This window comes from Clostridium celatum (assembly GCF_021412605.1).
GTDB classification, from domain to species: domain Bacteria; phylum Bacillota; class Clostridia; order Clostridiales; family Clostridiaceae; genus Clostridium; species Clostridium celatum.
Window position 1 is genome coordinate 19,859 of the sequence record NZ_JAJKGM010000030.1, and the last position, 23,898, is coordinate 43,756.

24 protein-coding genes are annotated in these 23,898 nt (G+C 28.0%); 20 read left to right on the top strand and 4 right to left on the bottom strand.

Going from position 1 to position 23,898, the window contains the following annotated elements; all coding sequences use genetic code 11:
* Window positions 1–46: 46 nt before the first annotated feature.
* Window positions 47–871: a LysR family transcriptional regulator gene (locus LPC13_RS12070; protein ID WP_234088829.1), complete on the bottom strand. Its 825-nt coding sequence runs from the start codon at window positions 869–871 to the stop codon at window positions 47–49.
* Between the two features lie 514 nt (window positions 872–1,385).
* Between LPC13_RS12070 and nrdD the strand changes: the two genes are divergently transcribed.
* The 14 genes from nrdD (at window position 1,386) to LPC13_RS12140 (ending at window position 15,047) form a co-directional block, all read left to right on the top strand.
* On the top strand, window positions 1,386–3,509 hold the full coding sequence (gene nrdD / locus LPC13_RS12075) for an anaerobic ribonucleoside-triphosphate reductase (protein ID WP_195245046.1): 2,124 nt from the start codon (window positions 1,386–1,388) through the stop codon (window positions 3,507–3,509).
* A 96-nt stretch (window positions 3,510–3,605) separates the two neighbouring features.
* Window positions 3,606–4,106 (top strand): anaerobic ribonucleoside-triphosphate reductase activating protein, encoded by a 501-nt coding sequence (gene nrdG, locus LPC13_RS12080; RefSeq protein WP_005215488.1) that lies wholly within the window; start codon window positions 3,606–3,608, stop codon window positions 4,104–4,106.
* 143 nt (window positions 4,107–4,249) lie between these two features.
* The gene (locus LPC13_RS12085; protein ID WP_005215486.1) at window positions 4,250–5,119 is read left to right on the top strand and encodes a YitT family protein; all 870 of its coding nucleotides are present in this window, start codon (window positions 4,250–4,252) and stop codon (window positions 5,117–5,119) included.
* 321 nt (window positions 5,120–5,440) lie between these two features.
* A complete protein-coding gene (locus LPC13_RS12090; RefSeq protein WP_005215484.1) occupies window positions 5,441–5,701 on the top strand; it encodes a hypothetical protein in 261 nt (86 codons plus the stop codon).
* Window positions 5,702–5,920: 219 nt separating this feature from the next.
* On the top strand, window positions 5,921–7,120 hold the full coding sequence (hemA, locus tag LPC13_RS12095) for a glutamyl-tRNA reductase (RefSeq protein WP_005215483.1): 1,200 nt from the start codon (window positions 5,921–5,923) through the stop codon (window positions 7,118–7,120).
* A complete protein-coding gene (locus tag LPC13_RS12100; RefSeq protein ID WP_005215481.1) occupies window positions 7,081–7,776 on the top strand; it encodes an NAD(P)-dependent oxidoreductase in 696 nt (231 codons plus the stop codon). The genes hemA and LPC13_RS12100 overlap by 40 nt, the downstream gene beginning before the upstream one ends.
* Complete coding sequence (gene hemC / locus LPC13_RS12105; RefSeq protein ID WP_005215479.1) at window positions 7,767–8,636, top strand: hydroxymethylbilane synthase; 870 nt, start codon at window positions 7,767–7,769, stop codon at window positions 8,634–8,636. The genes LPC13_RS12100 and hemC overlap by 10 nt, the downstream gene beginning before the upstream one ends.
* Window positions 8,637–8,694: 58 nt before the next feature.
* Window positions 8,695–10,173 carry a uroporphyrinogen-III C-methyltransferase gene (gene cobA, locus LPC13_RS12110; protein WP_005215477.1) on the top strand — a complete coding sequence of 493 codons (1,479 nt, stop codon included), beginning with the start codon at window positions 8,695–8,697 and terminating at the stop codon, window positions 10,171–10,173.
* Window positions 10,166–11,134 carry a porphobilinogen synthase gene (hemB, locus tag LPC13_RS12115; RefSeq protein WP_005215475.1) on the top strand — a complete coding sequence of 323 codons (969 nt, stop codon included), beginning with the start codon at window positions 10,166–10,168 and terminating at the stop codon, window positions 11,132–11,134. The genes cobA and hemB overlap by 8 nt, the downstream gene beginning before the upstream one ends.
* Before the next feature lie 2 nt (window positions 11,135–11,136).
* Entirely contained in the window at window positions 11,137–12,411 is a 1,275-nt protein-coding gene (gene hemL / locus LPC13_RS12120; RefSeq protein ID WP_005215473.1) for a glutamate-1-semialdehyde 2,1-aminomutase, read from the top strand.
* Between the two features lie 58 nt (window positions 12,412–12,469).
* Window positions 12,470–13,249: a sirohydrochlorin cobaltochelatase gene (locus tag LPC13_RS12125; protein ID WP_005215471.1), complete on the top strand. Its 780-nt coding sequence runs from the start codon at window positions 12,470–12,472 to the stop codon at window positions 13,247–13,249.
* A 244-nt stretch (window positions 13,250–13,493) separates the two neighbouring features.
* Window positions 13,494–14,303, top strand: coding sequence for a formate/nitrite transporter family protein (locus LPC13_RS12130; protein WP_005215467.1), 810 nt, complete (start codon window positions 13,494–13,496; stop codon window positions 14,301–14,303).
* A gap of 301 nt (window positions 14,304–14,604) precedes the next feature.
* Window positions 14,605–14,790, top strand: coding sequence for a ferredoxin (locus tag LPC13_RS12135; protein WP_005215465.1), 186 nt, complete (start codon window positions 14,605–14,607; stop codon window positions 14,788–14,790).
* A gap of 83 nt (window positions 14,791–14,873) precedes the next feature.
* Entirely contained in the window at window positions 14,874–15,047 is a 174-nt protein-coding gene (locus LPC13_RS12140; protein WP_005215463.1) for a (2Fe-2S)-binding protein, read from the top strand.
* A gap of 53 nt (window positions 15,048–15,100) precedes the next feature.
* On the opposite strand, the gene LPC13_RS12145 is transcribed toward LPC13_RS12140, so the two are convergent.
* Both LPC13_RS12145 and LPC13_RS12150 read right to left on the bottom strand, forming a co-directional pair.
* Window positions 15,101–16,039 carry a DMT family transporter gene (locus LPC13_RS12145; protein WP_040420032.1) on the bottom strand — a complete coding sequence of 313 codons (939 nt, stop codon included), beginning with the start codon at window positions 16,037–16,039 and terminating at the stop codon, window positions 15,101–15,103.
* 179 nt (window positions 16,040–16,218) lie between these two features.
* Entirely contained in the window at window positions 16,219–17,244 is a 1,026-nt protein-coding gene (locus LPC13_RS12150) for a branched-chain amino acid aminotransferase (RefSeq protein WP_005215460.1), read from the bottom strand.
* Window positions 17,245–17,514: 270 nt separating this feature from the next.
* On the opposite strand from LPC13_RS12150, the gene LPC13_RS12155 reads away from it, so the two are divergent.
* From LPC13_RS12155 to LPC13_RS12180, 6 genes are all read left to right on the top strand, one after another.
* Entirely contained in the window at window positions 17,515–17,892 is a 378-nt protein-coding gene (locus tag LPC13_RS12155) for a RidA family protein (RefSeq protein WP_040420030.1), read from the top strand.
* Window positions 17,893–18,110: 218 nt separating this feature from the next.
* The gene (locus LPC13_RS12160; protein ID WP_005215457.1) at window positions 18,111–19,163 is read left to right on the top strand and encodes an ABC transporter substrate-binding protein; all 1,053 of its coding nucleotides are present in this window, start codon (window positions 18,111–18,113) and stop codon (window positions 19,161–19,163) included.
* 113 nt (window positions 19,164–19,276) lie between these two features.
* On the top strand, window positions 19,277–19,834 hold the full coding sequence (locus LPC13_RS12165) for a DUF3867 domain-containing protein (protein WP_234088830.1): 558 nt from the start codon (window positions 19,277–19,279) through the stop codon (window positions 19,832–19,834).
* A gap of 103 nt (window positions 19,835–19,937) precedes the next feature.
* A complete protein-coding gene (locus tag LPC13_RS12170; protein WP_234088831.1) occupies window positions 19,938–21,494 on the top strand; it encodes an ABC-F family ATP-binding cassette domain-containing protein in 1,557 nt (518 codons plus the stop codon).
* 138 nt (window positions 21,495–21,632) lie between these two features.
* Window positions 21,633–22,544, top strand: coding sequence for a DUF2935 domain-containing protein (locus tag LPC13_RS12175; RefSeq protein WP_005215450.1), 912 nt, complete (start codon window positions 21,633–21,635; stop codon window positions 22,542–22,544).
* Between the two features lie 246 nt (window positions 22,545–22,790).
* Entirely contained in the window at window positions 22,791–23,081 is a 291-nt protein-coding gene (locus tag LPC13_RS12180) for a YciI family protein (protein ID WP_040420026.1), read from the top strand.
* A 99-nt stretch (window positions 23,082–23,180) separates the two neighbouring features.
* On the opposite strand, the gene LPC13_RS12185 is transcribed toward LPC13_RS12180, so the two are convergent.
* Entirely contained in the window at window positions 23,181–23,675 is a 495-nt protein-coding gene (locus LPC13_RS12185) for an HdeD family acid-resistance protein (protein ID WP_040420025.1), read from the bottom strand.
* Between the last annotated feature and the right edge of the window lie 223 nt (window positions 23,676–23,898).

Consider the following 23,898-nt stretch of genomic DNA (forward strand, 5'->3'; position numbering starts at 1 on the left):
TAATATTTTAATTTAAGTATTTTCTAAAAGAAGTTTAATATTTTCTTCAATAAAAGATATATTTTTTTTTAATTAAAGGTAATGCATCTTTTTTATATGTAAGAAAAATATTATAAGATATATAAGGAAAGTTTTTAAGTTCTACTTGCTTCAATATACCATTAAATAATTCTTCTTTAACACAAAGTTTAGGTAATAGTGTTATTGAAGGAGTAGTTAATAAATAATTTGTTATTACATGTACACTTGAAGTTTTTAAAATAATATTTTCAGGATTAACTAAATCTTTAATATAAGATTCTATATTAACTTCATCTTTTAATAATAAGAAAGGAAGCTCATTAACATTATTTATAGAGGAAGAGCTACTAACTAGAACTAATTCATCATTACCTAAATGGATAGAAGATAAGTCAGGGTCATCTAGCTCTATACTACCTATACTTATATCACATATATTATTTATTAGGTCACTATAAATATTTGACTTTGTTTTATTAGCTATATCATAAGAAAAATTATTAAAAACTAAAGAAAGCTTAGGAAGTAGCTTTGGAAAAATATATGAAGCTGATAAACAAGTAGTTTCAATTATTAAATTATTTTTTTCTAACTTATTTTTTTCTAGTTCAGACAAAAGATTTTCATACAATTTTATAATTTTATCAGAATATTTTAAAATTATTTCTCCTTCTGGAGTTAACTCTACACCTTTATTACTTCTTTTAAATGCAGTAACACCAAGATTTTCTTCAATCTTAAATAATTGTTGACTAAGTGCTGACTGAGATATATGAGAAGCATTTGCTACTTTAGAAATACTTTTTAATTTTGCAACAGCATGGAAGTATTTGAATCCATCAATGTTCATATAAACTCCTCCCAGTAAGAATTATGACTCTATTTATTATAATAAATAAATAGAATTTTATCATAAATTGTAGAAATAACACAATAAAAATTTTATTATGTAATATTATTAAATATGCCATGAAATTTGATAAATTAAAGAGAAAATTAAAGTTATAATAAGAATAATATTGAAAATTTAGAAATATGAAAAGTTCAATATATTGTATTGAACTTTAAAAAGTAGTACAATATGTAGTAGATTTTTAGAAAAAACTATTTAGAAAGACGATATTTTTTATTCGAAAAATATTGAAAATTTTTATTTATATATGATAATTAAGGATGGGGGAATTTTATAAAATAGCTATTAAAATGGAGAAAAATAATAGAAAATAAAAGATTATTTTAAATAATGGTTCTTAAGGGATTATGAAAAACTTTATTTGTTAGTGTATAATTAGCCTTTAAATTAATAATTGTTTTTTATTAATAATAGGTATTTAAAATATGCTTAAGTTTAGGAGTGGTATTAATTGAAAGTAATAAAAAGGGATGGAAGTACAGTAGAGTTTGATAAAAGCAAGATAAGGGAAGCAATCTCAAAATCTATGAAAAACGGAAGCGGTATTTATTTAGGGGATATTGCAAGATTAATTGCAAATGATGCAGAGAAGCATTTTAGTAAACAAAATGAAATAGCAACTATATATAAAATAGAGAAATATGTATATGATAGACTAGTTCATTACGGACAAGCAGAAACGGCAAGAGCATATGAAGGATATAGAGCTGTTCAAGAGTTTAAAAGAAATACTAACACTACAGATGATAGTATATTAGAATTGCTAAGTAGAAAAAATGAAGACGTAATGAAGGAAAATTCAAATAAAAATCCTGTAGTATCTGCAACACAAAGGGATTTAATTGCAGGGGAAGTATCTAAAGATATTGCAAGAAGAAAGCTTATACCAGCTCACATAGTTCAAGCACATGATGAAGGGGCGATTCATTGGCATGATATGGACTATAGTATATCACCAATGTTTAACTGTTGTTTAATAAACTTAGAAGATATGTTTACTAATGGAACAGTAATAAATGAAAAATTAGTGGAAGAACCTAAGAGTTTTGGTACAGCATGTACAGTAGCCACTCAAATAATAGCTCAAGTTTCATCTAATCAATATGGTGGACAGAGTATAACTATAAAACATTTAGCTAAATATCTTAAAGTTACAGAAGATAAAGCTTATAAGCATTATATGGAAATACTTAATGACGAAACACTAGCTAAGAAGTTAGCTAAAGATATGAAGTTAAAGGAACTTAAAGATGGAGTTCAAACTATAAGATATCAATTATCAACTTTACAAACGACTAATGGACAGGCACCATTTAGTACAATCTATTTAGAAATAGAAGAAGGCCATGAATATGAAGAAGAAATGGCGATGATTTGTGAAGAGATGATAAAACAAAGACTTGAAGGAATGAAAAACTACAAAGGTCAAGAAATTGGAGAAGCATTCCCTAAGTTAGTTTATTTATTAGATGAACATAATTGTCTTGAAGGAGGCAAATATGATTATATAACTAAGCTTGCAGCAAAATGCACAGCTAAGAGATTAGTTCCTGATTATCAAAGTGCAAAGATAATGAGAGAGAATTATGAAGGAAATACTTTCCCACCAATGGGGTGTAGATCACACTTAAGTCCATGGAAAGATGGAGAGAATAATTATAAGTGGTATGGAAGATTTAATCAGGGAGTAGTTAGTTTAAATTTACCACAAATAGGAATAATAGCAGATAAGGATATGGAAATGTTCTGGGAAATGCTAGATCAAAGATTAGAACTTTGTAAGAATGCATTATTAACTAGACATAAAATGTTACTTGGAATAACTTCAGACTCAAGTCCAATACATTGGCAACATGGAGCTATAGCAAGACTTGAAAAAGGTGAAAAGATAGATAAACTATTAAAAGATGGTTATTCTACGCTTTCACTTGGTTATGTTGGTATAGCTGAAATGGTTCAAGTTATGCTTGGATGTTCGCATACAACTCCAGAAGGAGAAAAGTTTGCTTTAGAAGTAATGCAACATATGAAAGATAAATGTGATGAATGGAAGAAAGAAACAGGTCTTGGATTTGGTCTTTATGGAACTCCAGCAGAAAGCTTAATTTATAGATTCTGTAGAATAGATAAAGCTAGATTTGGAGAAATTGAAAATGTAACTGATAGATTATATTATACAAATTCATATCATGTTCATGTTTGTGAAGAAATTGATGCATTTAGCAAGCTTAAATTTGAATCACAATTCCATAGCATAAGTAATGGAGGATGTATTTCCTATATTGAAGTACCTGATATGAATAAAAATATTGAAGCAGTTGAAGACATAATTAACTTTATATATCATAATGTTCAATATGCAGAAGTTAATACTAAATCAGATCTTTGTTATAAATGTGGATTTAATGGCGAAATGCAATTAGATAAAGAAAGCTTAACTTGGCACTGTCCATCATGTGGGAATGATGATGAATCAGAATTACAAGTTATGAGAAGAACATGTGGATATATCGGAAGTTCTTATTGGAACAAAGGAAGAACAGCTGAAATTGGAGATAGAGTTCTTCATCTATAATTAAGTTAGAAGTAAAGAGTTAAAGGTTAAAGAATAAGAAAATTCATTTAACTTTTAACTCTTAATTATTAATTAGGAAAAAAGAGGTGTTCATGTATGAAATATGCTAAAATTAGGAAGTTGGATGTAACAAATGGGCCTGGAATACGAACAACACTTTTTGTAAGTGGATGTACTCATAACTGCAAGGATTGTTTTAATAAGGAACAACAGGATTTTAATTATGGTGAGGAATTTACTAAAGAAATTGAAGATGAATTTATAGAATATACTAAAGCTAGACAGATTAAAGGTGTTAATATATTAGGTGGAGAGCCAATGCAGCAAGTTAAGGATAATACTTTATTAAACTTGTTAAAGAGAATAAGAATCGAAACTAATAAACCTATATGGTTATGGTCAGGATATACACTTGAAGAAATATTACGTGATGAAAAAAGGTTAGAAATTTTAAAAGAAGTAGATGTATTAATTGATGGAAGATTTGAAGCAGATAAAAGAGATATAATGCTTAAATATAGAGGGTCTTCTAATCAGAGAGTTATCGATGTCAAAAGAACCCTAAAAGAAGATAGAGTAATTGAATTAGAATATTAAAATAAAGAATTCATCTCACCTCTTCGAAGATAGTTTATATAAAAAGTTTGGAAAAATAATATTAAAAATATGGAAAAAGTAAAATAAATATTATAAACTATTCATGATAAAACTATATGAAGAAGTATAGATGGGGGAACGTAATGTTAGACAAAAAAATGAATGATATTAAGAAATATGGAATTATAATACTAGGGGCATTTATATTTTGTTTTGGTGTCAATTTATTTATAGTTCCTATTGGGCTTTATAATGGTGGTGTAGTTGGGGTATCACAAATAATAAGAACCTTAGCAGCAGAGTATTTTCCAGCTACAAAAAATATTGAATTAGCAGGGATAATTAACTTTCTATTAAACATACCACTTCTTTTAATAGCGTATAAAAGTATATCAAGAAAGTTTTTCTGTAGAACTGTAGTTAGTGTTATTTCACAGACAGTATTTTTTACATTAATTAAAATACCTGCTGCGCCAATTATTGATGATTTGTTAGCAGCATGTTTAATAGGAGGTATTATTACTGGAGCTGGTATTGGTATAACATTAAAGGCTGGAGGATCAGGTGGTGGAATAGATATTTTAGGAGTTTATTTCACTCAAAAATATAAAAACTTTAGTGTTGGGAAATTAGGAATAATAATAAATGCCATTATTTATGGTGTCTGTGCTATTTTATTTGAATTACCAACAGCTATATATTCAGTTATTTATACTACATTCTTCTCTTTAATAGTGGATAAGATACATTTTCAAAACATTAATACTACAGCTACTATATTTACTAAAAAGAATAATATAGAAGAGCCTATAATGAAGGAAATGGGAAGAGGAGTAACTTGTTGGGAAGGCAAAGGAGCCTATACAGGTGAAAATACTAGCATATTAATAACTGTAATTTCAAAATATGAAATTAATCAATTAAGAAAAATAGTATTAGATAGGGATCCTAAAGCATTTATAATATTTAATGAAGGTATGAATGTTATAGGGAATTTTGAAAAAAGACTATAATAAAATAACATAATAAATATTAAAATAGATATTGCAAAGTTTATGTAAAACATTGTAGTATCTATTTTAATTTTATAAGTAAGTATCAGTACCATTAAATTAATAGAAGCTATATAAATTTGCCACTTAAAAATAATTTATGTAAACTTTATTTAATTAAAAAATTAAGTCATTTATGTTCATAGTTTTACGTATTTAGGAATATAGTAAAGTAAGAGAGTGGAGTATCGAAAATAATTAAAATTTAGTACTTTAGCTTTATTATATGTAAAAAAATTAGTATTTAAAATTCTTTATAAGAGGTAGGGGGATATAAATTTTATGGTTATGGAAGATGTACTTAGGTATGGATCAATTAAAGAAGGGGAAGTATACAGGAGAGAGGCTTTAGAAATTTATGCTGAAAAATATCGCTGTATGCTTATTGAAGATGGTGCAAGTAGAGGTATTTTGGCATATGATCCTAGTGATGATTATATGATTTTACAAATAATTCAAGGTGCAGGTAGTAATTTTTTATTAGGAAAGACAGTAGTTGCAAATAAATTTTTTGAACAAGCTATAATAATAAAAAAGGTATAATAAACATAACAGAACTATAGTCTTATAAAAAATATTAATAGATATAATTATAAATTTTAATAGTAGAAAAATAAATTAAAGTAAAAAAAGTAGATGATTAAAGCAAATTTTAGTATTATAATAAATGTATATTTAATTATTGGGTAATTACTAAGAAATAAAAGTTAAGGGGGTAGGCTTATTTCCTTAACTTTTTTCTTTAGAAGAGTGGTGATTAGTATGATTGGACTTATAGGAATAAGAAAAAATGTAGATATAAAAATAAGGGAAGTTTTAGCTGTTTCTTTAAAAAGACAAGGTGTAGTATTAGATGAACTAAAAGAGCTTTTTGAAGAAGTAGTTGTAATAAGCACATGTAATAGAACCGAAATTTATTTTAGTACAAATCAACAAGAAATAAATATGAGAGAAGTTTTTGGTATATTAGATTGGGATTACTCACTTTTGGATTATACATTTTTATCAAAAGATAAGGATGCAGTTAAACATTTATTAGAAGTTGTATGTGGATTTCATTCTAAGATATTAGGCGAAGACCAAATATTAGGGCAAATTAAAGATGCTTATGAATTAAGTTTAGAAAAGAAAGCTGTTAGTTCAAAATTACTTAGATTATTTGAAGATGCTATTAGCTGTGGTAAAAAGTTTAGAACAGAAAGTAAGCTATATAAAATACCTGTATCAGCGTCATCTGTAGCAGTAAGTAAAGCTATAGAGTTAGGAGCTAAAAATATAATGGTAATAGGGTATGGAACTATAGGAAGCTTAGTTGTTAAATATATACTTGGAAATAATATAGATAACTTATTTATAGTAGTAAGAGAAAAAAGTAAAGTTTCAGATATTAATGATGAAAGAGTAAAAGTTTTAGATTTTAAAGAGTATAGAAACATAATAAATAATATGGATTCAGTAATTAGTTGTACTTCAGCGCCACATATAATTATTAAAGACAGTGATATAGAACCCCAAGGAGAAAATATTGTTTTAATTGATTTAGCACTTCCAAGAGATATTGATGAAAAGCTTATTAATAACAAAAGGGTTACTTTATTTGATATAGATACTATAGGTAAATTAGACACATATAATAAACATTTAAGAAATGATAAGATGAATGAATATAAATTTTTAATAAGAGATTATTTAGATAACTTTATGAAGTGGCTTGAAATAAGAGATATTTCATGTTATATAAAAGAATTAAAAAAGTCAGGTAATGAAGTTATAGAAAGTAGAGTAAAATCTTTTGAACATAAGTGCAAGGAAGAAGAGGATGTAGAGCTTGCAAAGACACTAATAAAAAGTACTTCTGATTACTATATAAATAGGGCTATAAAGTTATTAAAAGAAGAAAAATTAAAGGGTTGTGAAGAAGAGTGCATGACGATATTGAAAAGGATATTTATAGAGAAATAAATTATACGCCTTTAACACTATTTGGAGAAAAGCTTAATATTGGGATAATTGGTGGCGGAAAAGCAGCATTAATCAAGATACAAAGTTTTTATAAAAAGAAAAGTTATATAGAAGTTTTGGCACTAGATTTTTTAGATGATTTTAATAAATTTGATAAAAGCAGAGTAAAGTTAATAAAGGGAGAGTATAATAAGGAATTTATAAAAGATAAACACTTAATAATAATAGCAGTAGATGATAATAATATAATAAAAAAAGTTAAAGAGGATTGTGAAAAATCATTTAAAATATACATAGATTCATCTAGCTTTAGAGAAGGAATGGGTGTAATACCTGTAAGTAGAGAAAGTGAAAATATAACCATATCAGTTAATACTAAACTTGGAAATCCTAGAGGTTCGGTGATGATTGCTGATAATATTTATAAGGATATAAAAAAAATAGATAAATTTATTAAGTTAACTAGCGATATAAGAAATAATTTAAAAATAGATAAAGAGGTAAAAAATCAGATACTTAAATTTATAAATACAGATGATTGTAATTATTTTTATCAGTGTGGAAAGTTTATAGATGTATTGAGATTATTTTATAATGATGAGATAGTAGAGAAAATAACGTTATTAGGAAAGGAAGAGAAAAATAAATGGAATTAATTTTAGCAACTAGAAAAAGCATGTTGGCTCAAACTCAAACTGATACAGTTATGAAGCTACTAAAAGAAAAAGTCAATGTAAATAGTAAAAAACTTTTAGTAGTTACAGAAGGAGATAAGAGATTAGATGTAACTTTAGATAAAATAGGGGGAAAAGGTCTATTTACAAAGGATATTGAAATTGCATTATTAGAAAGAAGAGCACATGCTGCAGTTCATTCAATGAAGGATGTACCTTATGAAATGGGTGAAGAATTTGAATTAGTTGCTATGCCAGAAAGAGAAGATGTAAGAGATGTATTAGTTACTAGAGATGGGATAACTTTAAATGAATTAAGAAAAGGTGCAATTATAGGAACTAGTAGTATAAGAAGGGCAGCACAATTAAAAGCCTTAAGAAGTGATTTAAATATAGTTCCTATTAGAGGTAATGTAGGTACTAGGCTTGAAAAAATGAAAAAAGAAGGTATGGATGGAATAATATTAGCAGCGGCCGGTCTTAAACGACTTGGAATGGAAGATATTATTTCAGATTATTTAGATCCAGAAATATTTGTTCCGGCAGTATCACAAGGAGCGCTTGGTATTGAATGTTTAAAGAATTGTGAGTATAAAAGTTATTTAAAAGAATTAGATAATAGTGATGTACGAATTGCGGTAGAAGCAGAAAGAAGTTTTATGAGAGAATTAAATGGAGGATGCCATAGTTTAATAGGTGCATATGCAAAACTTCAGGGAAAAGATTTATACATTATAGGTACTTATGAGGTAAATGGTAATATAGTTAAAAAAGATATATTAGGAAATAAAGAAGATAATATAGAACTTGGAATTAGGTTAGCTAGAAAGATAATAGGATAAGATTTAAGTTAAGGAATTAAGAAAAGATGTAATATAGAAATAAGGTAGGTTTATAGATATGATAGGAAAAGCTTATATAATTGGAACTGGGCCTGGTGATGAAGAGTTACTTACTGTTAAGGCAACAAGAGTATTAAAAAATTGTACAGCTGTACTTTATGATAGATTAGTTTCTAATAACATTTTAAATTATTTAAATGAAGATTGTTTAATTTATTATTGTGGAAAAGAGCCTGGTGCTCATTATAAAAGTCAAGATGAAATTAATGAAATGATAGTAAAATTAGTTAAAGAAGGACATATAGTAGGAAGAGTTAAAGGGGGAGACCCTTATGTTTTTGGGAGAGGTGGAGAAGAAGTTTTAGCTTTAGTAGAAGAAGACTTAGACTTTGAAGTAATACCTGGTGTTACATCGCCAATTTCTGTTTTAAATTATGCAGGTATTCCAATAACTCAAAGGGCTATGGCTCAAAGTTTTCATATAGTAACTGGTATGACTGCAGCTAGTGAAAAGATAAATTGGGAAGCTTTAGCTAAGGAAAATGGTACTCTAGTATTTATGATGGGACTTGAAAATTTAGATAGAATAGTTTCAAATTTGATTTCAAATGGAAAAGATAAGAGTACTTTAGCAGCTATAGTAATGAGAGGAACATCTTCAAAGCAAAGAAAAGTTATTGGAACTTTAGAGAATATATCAGCTAAAGCTAAAGAGTCGGGACTTAAATCCCCATGTATTATAGTTATTGGAGAAGTTGTATCATTAAATGAAAAATTATCATGGTATGAGAAGAAACCTCTTTTTGGAACTAATATATGCATAACTAGATCAAGAGAGCAAAGTTCAAGTTTAAAGGTAGCTTTAAGAGATTTAGGGGCTGAAGTTACAGAAATTAATTCTATTAAGATAGAAGAAACTAAAGAAAATTTAAAACCTTATATAGATAAATTAAAGGATTATGATCATATACTTTTGACATCAGTTAATGGAGTAAATAATTTCTTTGATTACTTAGTAGAAGAAAATTATGATATTAGAAATATAAAAGCTAAGTTTTCGGTAATAGGCAAAGCAACAAAGAAAGCTTTAATGCAAAGAGGTATAGTACCTTTTATTATGGCAAGGGAGTTTGTTGGAGAAGGGTTATTTAAGGTTTTAGCTCCACATCTAAATAAAGGAGAAAAAGTATTAATACCTTGTTCATCAAGTAGTAGAACTTATTTAATGGATGAAATAAGAAAATTAGACCTAGAAGTTGATAGGGTTCATACATATAACACTGTAGCAGGTATATTAAGAAATGAAAGAGCCTTTGATGAAGTTGATTATGTATTATTTACAAGTCCAAGTACGGTGAATAATATGGTTGATATGATAAGTATAGAAAGACTTAAGGAAAAGAAGCTTATTGCAATAGGGCCACAAACGGCAAAGGCTATAAGTAATAAAGGCATGGAATGTAAAGTGTGCACTAAACATTCTGAAGAAGGATTCCTTAAGGAAATAATAGAGTTTAAGGAGGCAGAAAATGTTTAGAAGAGGAAGAAGACTTAGAACAAATCCAGTGATAAGAGAATTAGTTAGGGAAAATTCTTTAAGTCCAAGTGATTTTATATATCCAGTATTTATAGTTGAAGGAGAAAATATAAAAAGAGAAATAAGTTCACTTAAGGGAAATTATCATTGGTCAGTTGATAGACTAAATGAGTTAGTAGATGAATTAAAAATAGCTAAAGTTAAATCTGTAATATTATTTGGTATTCCAGATCACAAGGATTGTGTAGGAAGTGAAGCTTATAATGAAGATGGAATAGTTCAAAGGGCTATAAGAAAATTAAAAGAATTAGATGAAGATTTATATATAATTACAGATGTCTGTATGTGTGAATATACTAGTCATGGACATTGCGGTATTTTAGATGGACATAGTGTTAATAATGATAAGACGTTAACATTTTTAGGGGAAATTGCTTTATCTCATGCAAAGGCAGGAGCTGATATGGTAGCGCCTTCAGATATGATGGATGGAAGAATTGCTCATATAAGAAGTGTATTAGATGATAATGGATATGAAAACTTACCTATAATGAGTTATGCTGCAAAATATTCATCAGCATTTTATGGGCCATTTAGAGAAGCTGCTGGTTCTGCTCCAAGCTTTGGAGACAGAAAGAGTTATCAAATGGATCCAGCTAACTCTAGAGAAGCAATGATGGAAATCGAAGCAGATTTAAATGAAGGAGCAGACATAATTATGGTTAAGCCTGCTATGTCTTACCTTGATATAGTGAGAGAAGCTAGGGATAAAATAAATGCTCCAATTTGTGTTTATAATGTTAGTGGAGAATACGCTATGGTTAAGAATGCAGGGGAAGCTGGTCTTATCAATGAAAAGGCAGTTGCACTTGAAATGCTTTTATCAATGAAAAGAGCAGGAGCTAAGATGATAATAACTTATTATGCTTTAGAAGCTAGTAAATGGCTTAAGGAGGAATAAAAATGTCTAATGAAGCAATATTTAGTGAATCAAAAAAGTATATGCCAGGTGGTGTAAATTCACCAGTAAGAGCATATAGAGATATGGGAATAAATCCTCCTGTTATGAAATCAGGAAAAGGTGTCATTATAAAAGATGAAGATGGAAATGAGTATATAGATTTTGTTTTAGCCTGGGGCCCTATGATACTTGGTCATTGTAATGATGATGTTGTTAAATGTATAAAAGAAGTTACTGAAGGTTCTATAGCTTTTGGTGCACCAACGGAATTAGAACTTCAAATGGCTAGATTCTTATGTGAAGAAATGGATAATGTTGAAATGGTAAGAATGGTTAACTCAGGTACAGAAGCTACTATGAGTGCAATTAAACTTGCTAGGGGATATACTGGAAAAAATAAAATAATAAAATTTGCAGGTTGTTATCATGGACATTTTGACGGTTTCTTAGTAGAGGCAGGTTCTGGAGTATTAACAGAAGGAATAGCAGGATGTTTAGGTATACCAAATGATAGTATTAAAAATACTCTTATAGGTACTTATAATGATATGGAACAGGTAAGAGCTTTATTTGAAGCATATGGTGATGATATAGCAGCTGTTATAATTGAACCAGTAGCAGGAAATATGGGTGTAATTAAAGCGGAAGATGAATTCATGGAAACACTTAGAATACTTTGTGATGAATATGGGGCACTTCTTATATTTGATGAAGTAATGAGTGGATTTAGAGTAGCATATAAGGGGGCTCAAAGCTTATTTAATGTAAGACCAGATTTAATAACCTATGCAAAAATAATGGGTGGAGGTCTTCCATGTGGAGTTTATGGTGGAAGACGTGATATAATGGAAAAATTATCACCACTTGGAGGAGTATATCAAGCAGGAACTATGTCAGGCAACCCAATAGTTATGGCAGCAGGGCTTGCAACACTTAATATACTTAAGGAAAAGCCAGAAATTTATAATCATATTGAAAGATTAGGAAAGAAGCTTCAAGATGGAATCGAAGAAATAGCAAGAGAAAAAGGTATAAATTTATGTATAAATAGATATGGTGGCATGATGACTATATTCTTTACAGATAGACATCCAGTAAGAACATATGAAGATGCAAAGAGCTGTGATTTAGAAATGTTTAAAAAATATTTTTTACACATGTTAAAGAATGGATTTAACTTACCACAATCTCAATTTGAAGCAATCTTCCTAAGTTCAGAACATACAGAAGAACATATAAATAAGTTCTTAGAAGTATTTAGAAAGTTAGAAGTTTAATATATAAGAAAAGTTTTATATGTAGTGAGAGTTTTTAAAATAAAGGGGATAGATAAAGGTGAAGGCTATAATTTTAGTAGCATTTGGTAGTGCAAGCTTGCAGGGAATTAGAGATAGCATAGAGTTGTTAGAAGAGGACTTAAGGGAAGAGTTTAATAATGAATATACTATTTTTAAAGCTTTTACTTCTAAAAAGGTAATTAGTTTATTAAAAGAAAGACATAATTATGTAATACCCTATTTAAGTGAACTTTTATTTAATTTAGCTAATGATGGATATGAGGAAGTTAATATAGTACCATTACATATGATGAAGGGAAAGGGCTATCAAGGATTAGTTGATATTAGAAATGAATACAGTTATTCATTTAAAAAACTTCGATTATTAGATACTTTATTAGGATCTGAAGAAGATAAACAGGAGAAAACTATAAGAAATATGGTTACAGCAATGGATGAGCATATGGAAGATGGTAAAATTTTGCTGTCAGGTCATGGATCTAAAGAGGATTCTAATAGTATTTATTCTAAGATTGAATATGAATTTAATAAAAGATATAAAGATAAGTTTTATATGGCAACATTAGAGGGAAGCAATACTTTTGATAAAGTTTTAAGCAAGCTTAAAAGAGATGATGTAAAGAGTATAACTATTAAGCCATTATTAATTATTCCTGGAAAACATTATATTCATGATATAAGTGAAGGTGAAAATTCATATGTAGGAATACTAAGAAGTAATGGAATCATTACAAGTATATCTAAAAGCTCTTTATTACAATATAAAAAAATAAGACAATTATATATTGATAATATAAAAATGGCCATAAAAAATTAGAAATTATAATATAAATAAAAAAGCTCTATGGAAAATACTACATTTTCCATAGAGCTTTTTTGATATTATACATTTTACTAACTAGTCTAAAAACTACTTTTAATAATGTAAAAATCATTACTTTAGCATAAGGGAAGTAATTGTAAATTAAATGGATTTTTTGTTTGAAAACTATAAAAAAAAGGTGTATCATATAATAGTTGTGAAAAAATATAAAGAATAAAATAAAATTAGAGGTGTGGAAATGTACAAGAGAGAAATTGATAATTTAACTCACTCTGCAGAAGTTAAAATTGGATTATTCAACCAAAGCATTCCTAAATATTTAACATCTGCATTTCTTGGAAGCTTCTTTGTAAGCTTAGGAATTATGTTAATTTACTCTATAGGTGGAGTAATGCACCATGCAGGGGTAGAAACATATAAGGTACTAATGGGAGCATGTTTCGGTGTTGCTTTAACTTTAGTATTTATGTGTGGTGGAGATTTATTTACTAGTAATGCAATGATTATGACAGTTGGTTCTTTAGAAAAGAAAGTAACTTGGTTAGATGCATTAAAAATTTGGGTTACTGTTTGGGTAGGTAACTTAATTGGTGGTGTAGTTGGTGCTTTCCTTTATGTACAAGCAGGGCTTGCTAGTGGAAAAAGTGAATATATAGGGGAATTTATAGTAAGTAATGTTGCAACAAAAATGAATACACCAGGTATGGAATTATTCGTAAGAGGTTTATTATGTAATGTATTAGTTTGTTTAGCAACTTGGTGTGCTTATAAGCTTAAAGAAGAAACTGCTAAAATATTAATGATTTGGTGGTGCTTATTTACATTTATAACTGCTGGATTTGAACATAGTGTTGCTAATATGGGATTCCTTACAATGGGATTATTATTACCACATGGTGCAGATGTAAGCATAATGGGATTCATTCATAATATAGGATGGGTTTCACTTGGAAACTTTGTAGGTGGAATAGTATTTGTTGGTTTACCATATTACTTTATATCAATGGATAAAACAAAAAAATCAATATCAGACAAAAGTGCTGCATAATATATAAAAAGATTCCTTGAGATTTCATCAAGGAATCTTTTTACATATTATAATCTCTTAGGAATAGCTGTTTTACATATAAGATGAAGTATTAGTAAGAAAATATATATTTAAATTTTTAAATATAGTTATATAGAGTGATATTAAGTAATTCAAAGTATTATTTAGAAAAACAATGCAAAATAAATATTAATGTTGAGTAAAATGATAAGAAATAGTATTGACAAATAATGATTATTATTTAATAATATATCTGTAGGTATAACCTAATTTATAATGATTTTACGGAGGATAAATTAATATGAAAGCATTTGTTGATGAAAATGTATGTATAAGCTGTGGATTATGTGAAGGAATATGTTCAGATATATTCTCATTAGATACTGGTGTTGCTGTAGCAGTAGAAGAGGTTTCAGCTGAATTTGAAGATGGAGCTAGAGAAGCATGTGATAGCTGTCCTGTACAAGCTATTTCAATAGAAGAATAATCGATTAAGCATTAAAAGAAAAAAGTAAGTCATTACTTTTAATCTTTATTAAATAATAATTAATACGAAAAGGAGAGAAGACTATGTCAAAAGTATGTCTATGTAGAGGAATTACAGAAGAGCAAATAATTGAAGCAGTAAAAAATGGAGCTACTTCATTTAACGAAGTTAAGGAGGAAACTGGTGCAGGTGCTGGTGGATGCCGTGGTGGAAGATGTAAATGTAACATCGAAATGATAATAGAAAAGAATAAATAATATATAAATAAGAGTCTGTTTTTTAAACAGACTCTTATTTATATATTATTTAATTATTCACTTGAAAACAAACTATTTAATATCATACCTATTATAACTAAAATAATACCGACATAGCCAATTATGCCAGGAAGTGAGTTTTTAAGAATAAATATCTCACCAATCAATGTAAATATAACTTCTCCTGATTGAGTAGCTTCAACAACAGCAAGTTGATGAGAATTATTTTTAACTAATTCTGTTGCTTTAAAAAATAAAATTGTTGCAATAACGCCAGAAAATAAAGCTACTAGAAAGCTTTGAAACACTTGTCCATAAGAAGGTAAACCAACAGTTCCTATACCAAAGATAGATAATAAAATCCAAAAAGGTAAGCTACATAATGTCATACCAAAAACTCTTTGGAAGGTATTTAAGTTGTTATCACAAATTTCCATCATTTTACGATTTCCTAAAGGATAGGCAAAGGCAGCTATTATTACAGGGATTATTCCTAAAAATAATTGAGTTAATGTAATGTTATTAGCATTTTCTGATTGTATTAAAAATACTCCAACTAATATTATTAAAGAAAATGATACTGCTTTTTTAGGAATTAAATTTCTTTTATGTACTATATAGTCAGATTTTTTAGTAATTGTAAAAAATAATGGTGATAAAAGTGCACCAGCAATTATAGTTATTTGCCAAGTACTAGCAACCATCCAAGAGGCTCCATACATAGAAGCAAAACTAAGAGGTGCATAAAAAAGTCCAAACCCTACTGTACTCCAAACAAACCAATGTAATAAATTTTTTTTAATAGATTTTAGAACGGGTTTAATTTCTTTTCTAGAGAAAACTATTATAAATAAAATTGGTAACATAAATATGTATCTAAGTGATGCACTCCAAATCCAGCTTCCACCAGAAGTATTCATTTGACTATTTAAAATAAAAGTAAATGAAAAGAAAAATGCAGCTAAAATACCTAAGAAAAGTGATTTTTTCATAAATACTCCTTTAAAAATTAATGTAATAAATATTGTTTTATTATATAGTGTAAAATAAGCTATATGCAACATAAATAATACGAGAAGGTTATTACTATATATAGATGTCTAAAAGATGTTTATTTAATATATAATATTAAATAAAAAAAGAGAATTCCATTAGGAATCCTCCTTTTTTATTATTTAACTTTGTAAATCCATCCTTCTGGAGCTTCTACATCACCAAACTGAATTCCACAAAGAATTCTATAAAGTTCTTTTGTTATAGGTCCAACTTCAGTTTCGCTATAGAATACATGAAGTTTACCTTTATATTCTATTCCACCAATTGGAGTTATAACAGCAGCTGTACCACATGCTCCAGCTTCAGTAAACTCATCAATAGAATCTATAGGAATTTCTCTTTCTATAACTTTCATATTTAAGTATTTTTCTGCTATTTCCATTAATGAATACTTAGTTATACTTGGTAATACTGAAGGTGATAATGGAGTAACAAATTCATTATTTTTTGTAATTCCAAAGAAGTTTGCAGCACCAACTTCTTCTATATTAGTTCTAGTTGCTGGATCTAAATAAATACAGTCTGCAAATCCTCTATCTGCAGCTATCTTGTGTGGTTGCATAGAAGCAGCGTAATTACCGCCAACTTTTTGTCCACCAGTTCCATGAGGTGCAGCTCTATCATAATCTGCTATCATAAAGTTACAAGGAGTCATGCCGCCTTTAAAGTAAGCTCCAACAGGTAAACAAAATACACAGAATATATATTCAGGTGCAGGTTTAACACCAATATTATCTCCAACACCAATTACAAATGGTCTAATATATAAAGTTCCACCAGTTCCATATGGAGGAACAAAATGTTCATTTGCTTTAACTACTTGCATAACAGCATCTATGAATTTTTCTTCAGGAATTTCAGGCATAAGTAATTTTCTAAGACTATCATTAAGTCTTGCAGCATTTCTATTAGGCCTAAAAAGTTGAATATCTCCATTTTTAGTTCTATAAGCCTTTAAACCTTCAAAGCATTGTTGTCCATAATGAAGTGCACAAGATGCTTCACTAATTGTTAGCATATTATCTTCAGATAAATGACCATCATCCCAAGCACCGTCTTTCCAAGTAGAAATATAACGGAAATCTGTTTTTATATAATTAAACCCCAAGTTATTCCAATCGATATTTACAGTTTTACTCATTTAAATCGCCCCTTTTTTAGAATATAAATTATTAATTTTATTGTTTTATAAGTATGTACTGAAAGGGAAATCCCCTTTAATTATTTATTCTACCACTAATAGGTAAAATCTAAAATACCTAATTAACAAAACTGAAGTAAAAGTTTTAGAAAAATAAAAAATGTTATGGGTTTATTGTATAATATTGAATGTATGATAAAATTATCATAAGAAAAATTTTGAAATTTATATTTGTATAAGGCAATAATTAAAATTATAGGAGGTAGAAAAATGAAAAAAGAAATAATTAATACAAATAATGCACCAGGTGCAATTGGACCATATTCACAAGGCGTTAGTTTAGGAAATTTAGTATATACATCAGGGCAAATTCCGCTAAATCCAAAGACTGGTGAATTAGCAACTGAAATTAAAGAGGCTACGAAACAATCTATGGAAAATGTAAAGGCTATTTTAGAAGAGGCTGGCACATCTTTAGAAAATGTTATTAAAACAACTATTTTCTTAAAGGATTTAAATGATTTTGCAGCAGTAAATGAAGTTTACGGAACATACTTTAATGAAAGTAAACCAGCAAGAAGCTGTGTTGAAGTTGCTAAATTACCTAAAGATGCAGTTATAGAAATTGAAGCAATAGCAATAAAATAATTTTAGAAATTTATATATAATGGGTGTAAATCAAGATATACTTTAGAACATATTGTAGTAACTATTAAAATAATGATTATTAATAAAAGCCCTTAAGGGCTTTTTTATTTGAAAAAATATAGTACAATATATATCTATAACTAGTATTATTGTTAAAAATGGTAGTATAATACTATAAATACAATTAAATATATGAAAGCTTGAGAGGAGACTACTTTATGAAAAAGAATAAATTAAAGTTAATGGCTATGCTTATTAGTACTTTATTTGTTGTAAACTTATTTGTAGGATGTAGAGAAAAGAAATATGAAACTACTATTAACTTTTTAAACTGGGGAGAGAATATTGCCGAAGGTCTTATAGAAGAATTTGAGGAACAATATAATATAGGGGTTAATCAAGTTTTTGTTGATGATAATGAAGCAATGTATCAAGAGCTTATTTCAGGTAAAACTCAATATGATGTAGCAGTACCAGGGGATTATATGGTTGAAAGATTAATTGCTGAAGATAGATTAGAAAAACTAGATAAGGATAAAATACCAAATTGGACACAACTTTCAGAAGATAATTTAAATAGAAGCTTTGACCAAGGAAATGTATATTCACTTCCATATATGAATGGGACAATAGGAATTATATATAATAAAGATATAATAAAAGAACCTATTGATAGTTGGGAAGCTATGTGGAGCCCAGAATATAAAGATGAGATATTTGTGCTAGATTCACAAAGAGATGCTATAGGGATGGCACTTAAAAAATTAGGATACTCAATAAATAGTACAAATTCAGCAGAGCTTGAAGAAGCAAAAAAAGCTTTAATAGAACAAAAAGAATTAGGAACTATTTATGGAGCAGATAATGTTAAAGATTTAATGATATCAGGGGAAAGAGCTATTGCTATGATATGGTCAGGTGAAGGATTAACTTTAGCAGATGAATATAACAATTTAGAATATATTGTACCTAAGGAAGGGGCAAATTTCTGGATAGATTCTTTAGTTATTCCAAAAGGAACTGCTAATAAGGATGCAGCAGAAATATTTATTAATTTCTTATGTGCTAAAGATAGTGCATATAGAATAGCTGAGGAAATAGGATATACAACCCCAAATAAGGAAGCTATGAAAGAACAACCAGATAGCGTAAAAAATAATCCAGGTGCGTATATGCCTAAAGAAGTTATGGATAAATGTGAAGGATATAAATACTTAACTCAAGATGAACTTCAAATGTATGATGCAATTTGGATGGACGTTAAGAGTTAAATCTTTTACAGTTTTATTATTTAAAAGGTAGATTTGGTAGTATAGTTTTGTAGAAAAACATATACTTTTAGTATATAATACTTATAAAAGGAATGAGCTTAGGAGGAGAGAATATGGATAAGATAATTGATTTTAATGAGCTTAAAAATAAGGTTAATGATAAAGATGTAGATAATTTTGAATCATATATATATTCACTATATTATAAAATGGCAGAAGGAAAACTTACTATGTCAGAGTTTTCTAAGGAAATAGGAGCCTACATGGAGAAAAATAATATTTCTCAAGATAAGTTTTTAAAAATGCAAACTAAACTTATGGAAAGGTATGGCATAGACACTGCTAGTTTTGAAGAACAACTTAAAGCTTTAGGTTTAAATAATATTTCTACAAATCCAGCAGATTATGAAAAAGCAAGAAAAACATTAAGTTTCCAAGAGAAATATAAAAGTAGACTTAAGGTAAAAGGCGCTACAGAATATAGTATAAAAAATGAAAAAAACAATCTTACTATACTTTTAGATGATCACAATGTTATTTTAAAAAGTGAAGGGAAAATTGACTTAGCAGATAATGAATTAAATGAATTTTTATGTTCATATAAGAAAACTGTAGAAAATGATGTACTTAAAATTTCACTTTGTGAAAATACAAGAGAGTATGATTACTAAAAATAGAAACAAATTTCTATTTATTTTGACTAAATTTAATGTATAATAAATAAGGTGTGATAAAAAATCACTCCTTATTTTTTTGATAAACGGAGGATAATGAATGAGCGTTTTAACAGTTAAAAATATTAGCCATGGATTTGGTGATAGAGCGATTTTTGAAGATGTATCATTTAGATTACTTAAGGGTGAACATGTAGGGTTAATTGGAGCTAATGGTGAAGGTAAATCTACATTTATGAATATAATAACAAGTAAGTTAATTCCAGATGAAGGTAAAGTTATTTGGAGCAACAGAGTTAGAGTTGGTTATATGGATCAGCATGCTGAACTTGAAAAAGGATTAAGTATAAGAGACGTACTAAGAAGTGCATTCCAATACTTATTTGACATGGAAGCTGAAATGAATGAGCTTTATGGAAGAATGGGTGAAATGGATGAAGATGAAATGAATAAGGCACTTGAAAGAACTGCTGTTATTCAAGACATGTTAGATAATAATGGATTTTATGTTATAGATGCTAAAGCAGAAGAAGTAGCTAAGGGGTTAGGTCTTTTAGATGTTGGTTTAGATAGAGATGTAACTGAACTTAGTGGTGGACAAAGAACAAAAGTATTATTAGGGAAGCTTTTACTTGAAAATCCAGATATATTATTACTGGACGAGCCTACTAACTACTTAGATGAAGCACATATTGAATGGTTAAAGAGATTTTTACAAAATTATGAAAATGCATTTATTCTAATATCACATGATATTCCATTCTTAAATTCAGTTATTAATTTAATCTATCATGTGGAAAACAGAAAGCTTACAAGATATGTTGGAGATTACTATGAATTCCAAAGAATCTATGAAGCAAATAAGGCACAATTAGAAGCAGCTTATGAAAGACAACAACAAGAAGTTGCACAACTTAAAGACTTCGTTGCTAGAAATAAAGCAAGAGTTGCAACCAGTGGTATGGCAAAAGCTAGACAAAAGAAGCTAGATAAGATGGAAATGATTGAGCTTGCAGCAGAAAAACCAAAACCAGAATTTAATTTCTTAAAAGGAAGAACTTCAGGTAAGGTTATCTTTGAAACTAAAGATTTAGTAATTGGATATAATGAGCCTTTAACTAAGCCACTTAACCTATACATGGAAAGAGGACAAAAAATTGCCTTAGTAGGAGCAAATGGTCTTGGTAAAACTACATTACTTAAGAGCTTAATGGGAGCTATTCCTGCTTTAAGTGGTGAAGCTAATTTAGGTGAATATCAACAAATAGGGTACTTTGAACAAGAAATAAAAGAAGCAAACTATAATACTTGTATTGAAGAGGTTTGGGAACAATTCCCTGCAAAGACTCAATATGAAGTAAGATCAGCTCTTGCTAAATGTGGTTTAACTACTAAGCATATAGAAAGTAAAGTATGTGTACTAAGTGGAGGAGAACAAGCTAAGGTTAGATTATGTAAGCTTATAAATCAAGAAACAAATATCTTAATCCTAGACGAGCCTACTAATCACTTAGATGTAGAAGCTAAAGAAGAGCTTAAGAGAGCTTTAAAAGAATATAAGGGAAGTATATTACTTGTATGCCACGAACCAGAATTCTATAGAGATGTTGTAACAGACATATGGAACTGTGAAGAGTGGACTACTAAAGTTGTATAGTAGAGTTATATTAAGAGTTAGTGTAAAAGCTAGCTCTTTTTTATTTAATGAGGTATATAAAATAAGAAGAGTAACAGATAAAGGAACATAATGGTTTTATAAAGAGTATAATATAAAAAAATTATATGGGGTAAAATTATGATAAGTAAAGAAAAGTATGTTGTGTCATCACTAGAATTACATCTTTTTTTTGGTAGGATTATGAAGGAGCATTCTTTGTTTCTAGAGGCGGGATTTACGTCTAAAAACACGAAATTGTCTAAAGAGGCTGATAACTACAAGATAAGTTTTGAAAAGCTTTTATTAGATACACTTAGAGTTAGTAATGAAAGAATTAGAAAATCTATATTAGACTCTGGAGAAATTTTTACTGATTTTACTTTAAATGCAGAAAAGAAGACAAGTTATTATACAGGAATAGGTATTAACTCAAAGATAACACTAATGGAGAAAGAATTGAAGTGTAACTCTACTAGTAATATTGATACTAAAGTAGTTAACTGTGTAAAAAGTATTAATAATAGAGCTATAAAACTATTAGATGGACTAATAGAATTTAAAATAAAAATTTTAGATGAAATGTTATGCTGTAAGTTGTTTACTGGAAATTATCCATTACTTATTGAACATATAATACGAGAGGCCAAATTATATCGTTTATATATAAAAAAGATTGAAAATAATGAGAATATAGATAACGATGATATAAAAAAAACAGAGCTTTTTTGGAATCAAATTATGATGGAGCATTCCTTGTTTATTAGAGGATTACTTGATCCTGGTGAAGATGAATTAATAAATACTTCAAATAAATTTGCAGGTGAATTTGGTGAATTAATTAAAAAGGCAGATAATATGACTGAAATGACAATGGCTAGTGTTACAAATGAAATATTAACAGAAACAATTAAGTTAAGGGATTTTAAGAAAGCTGGTGCAAAAGGAATAATTGATTGTGAGATAAAATCTATAATATTACCGCTTCTTGCAGATCATGTATTAAGAGAGGCAAATCATTATATACGGTTATTAAGAAGCTATGAGAAATAGATAATTGTTGTATAAACTTTCTATACTTAAAGAGTTAGTATTTTACTAACTCTTTTTACTTTGTAAAATTTAAGATTTAATATATTTTGAAATTAAGCATTAAGTGAATTATATTAGATTTCTATTTTTCTATATCAGTATTTTAAAAAATAAAAAATATATAAATATTATTGATAAAAATGTATATAAAATTAATTTTTATTGATGTATTATATATAAAAAAGCAATTTAAGGACGGTGAATAAAGTGAAGTATTTTATAGTAGAAGGAATAATAACAAATCAAGATAAAATTAATGATGAAATAATGAAAATACATATGGCTTATACTCAAAAAGCAATGGATTCAGGATTAATATTAATGTCTGGTCTTAAATCAGATATGAGTGGTGGAATTTTTATAATGAAATCAAAGTTACTTGAAGAAATAGAGGAGTATTTATCCAATGAACCATTTAAAATTAATGGGATACAAGAGTATAAAATTACAGAATTTTCACCACATTATTTTAATAAATCACTTGATAAATGGTTTTAATTAAAAGTATAGATGATTGAAGTTTTATTAAAAATATATGAGGATTTAAACTAAAGAGTAGTAAAGCATCGCGTTACTACTCTTTTTTGTATTTTTAAGTTATATTTTAAATCCTAAATAAATTTCACATACTGCTGAAATTATAAAGAAGGTACCAATAATATAAGGTGTAGCTAAAATAGCAGCGAAAGGATTAAATAATATTAATAATCCTAAAATAAATAAAATAATAATATAAACAGTATGAAAATTTAATCCTAAGTTTTTATACTTAATTGCCATGATAAATAGGTAAAGTGATCTAATAATTGCCCATATGCCGAAAAATAAAGTAAGTGTATCAATTGTTTCAACAGGAGAGAAACATAAAAGCAAACCAAATAAAATTGAAATTGTACCATTTACAATTAAAAAGACATTATTAACAGAAGAAAATGATCTAATAATAGCAAATATACCAGCAACAATTATTAATACTCCACAAATATTAATAAAATTTGCAAAAGTGCTAAAGGGATTTAAAAAGAATAAAATACCGATTATCCCAAATAAGATTCCTTCAACAATGAAAAGATATTCTAAAAATTTTTTCATAATTATCACCACCTAATAGTTTAATAAAAGATATATAGTTAGTTTGTGATAATTTTTCAAATATTATATATTTTATCAAATAATTTTTTGGCTTTTAAAAATAAATATAAAAAAATAGAAGTATCTAATTTGATACTTCTATTTTCTCAGTTTGTTGAAAAACCCCCTGTTTAAAAACAGAGGGTTTTTCTATTATTAGTTGTGGATAAAATTTAATATTAAA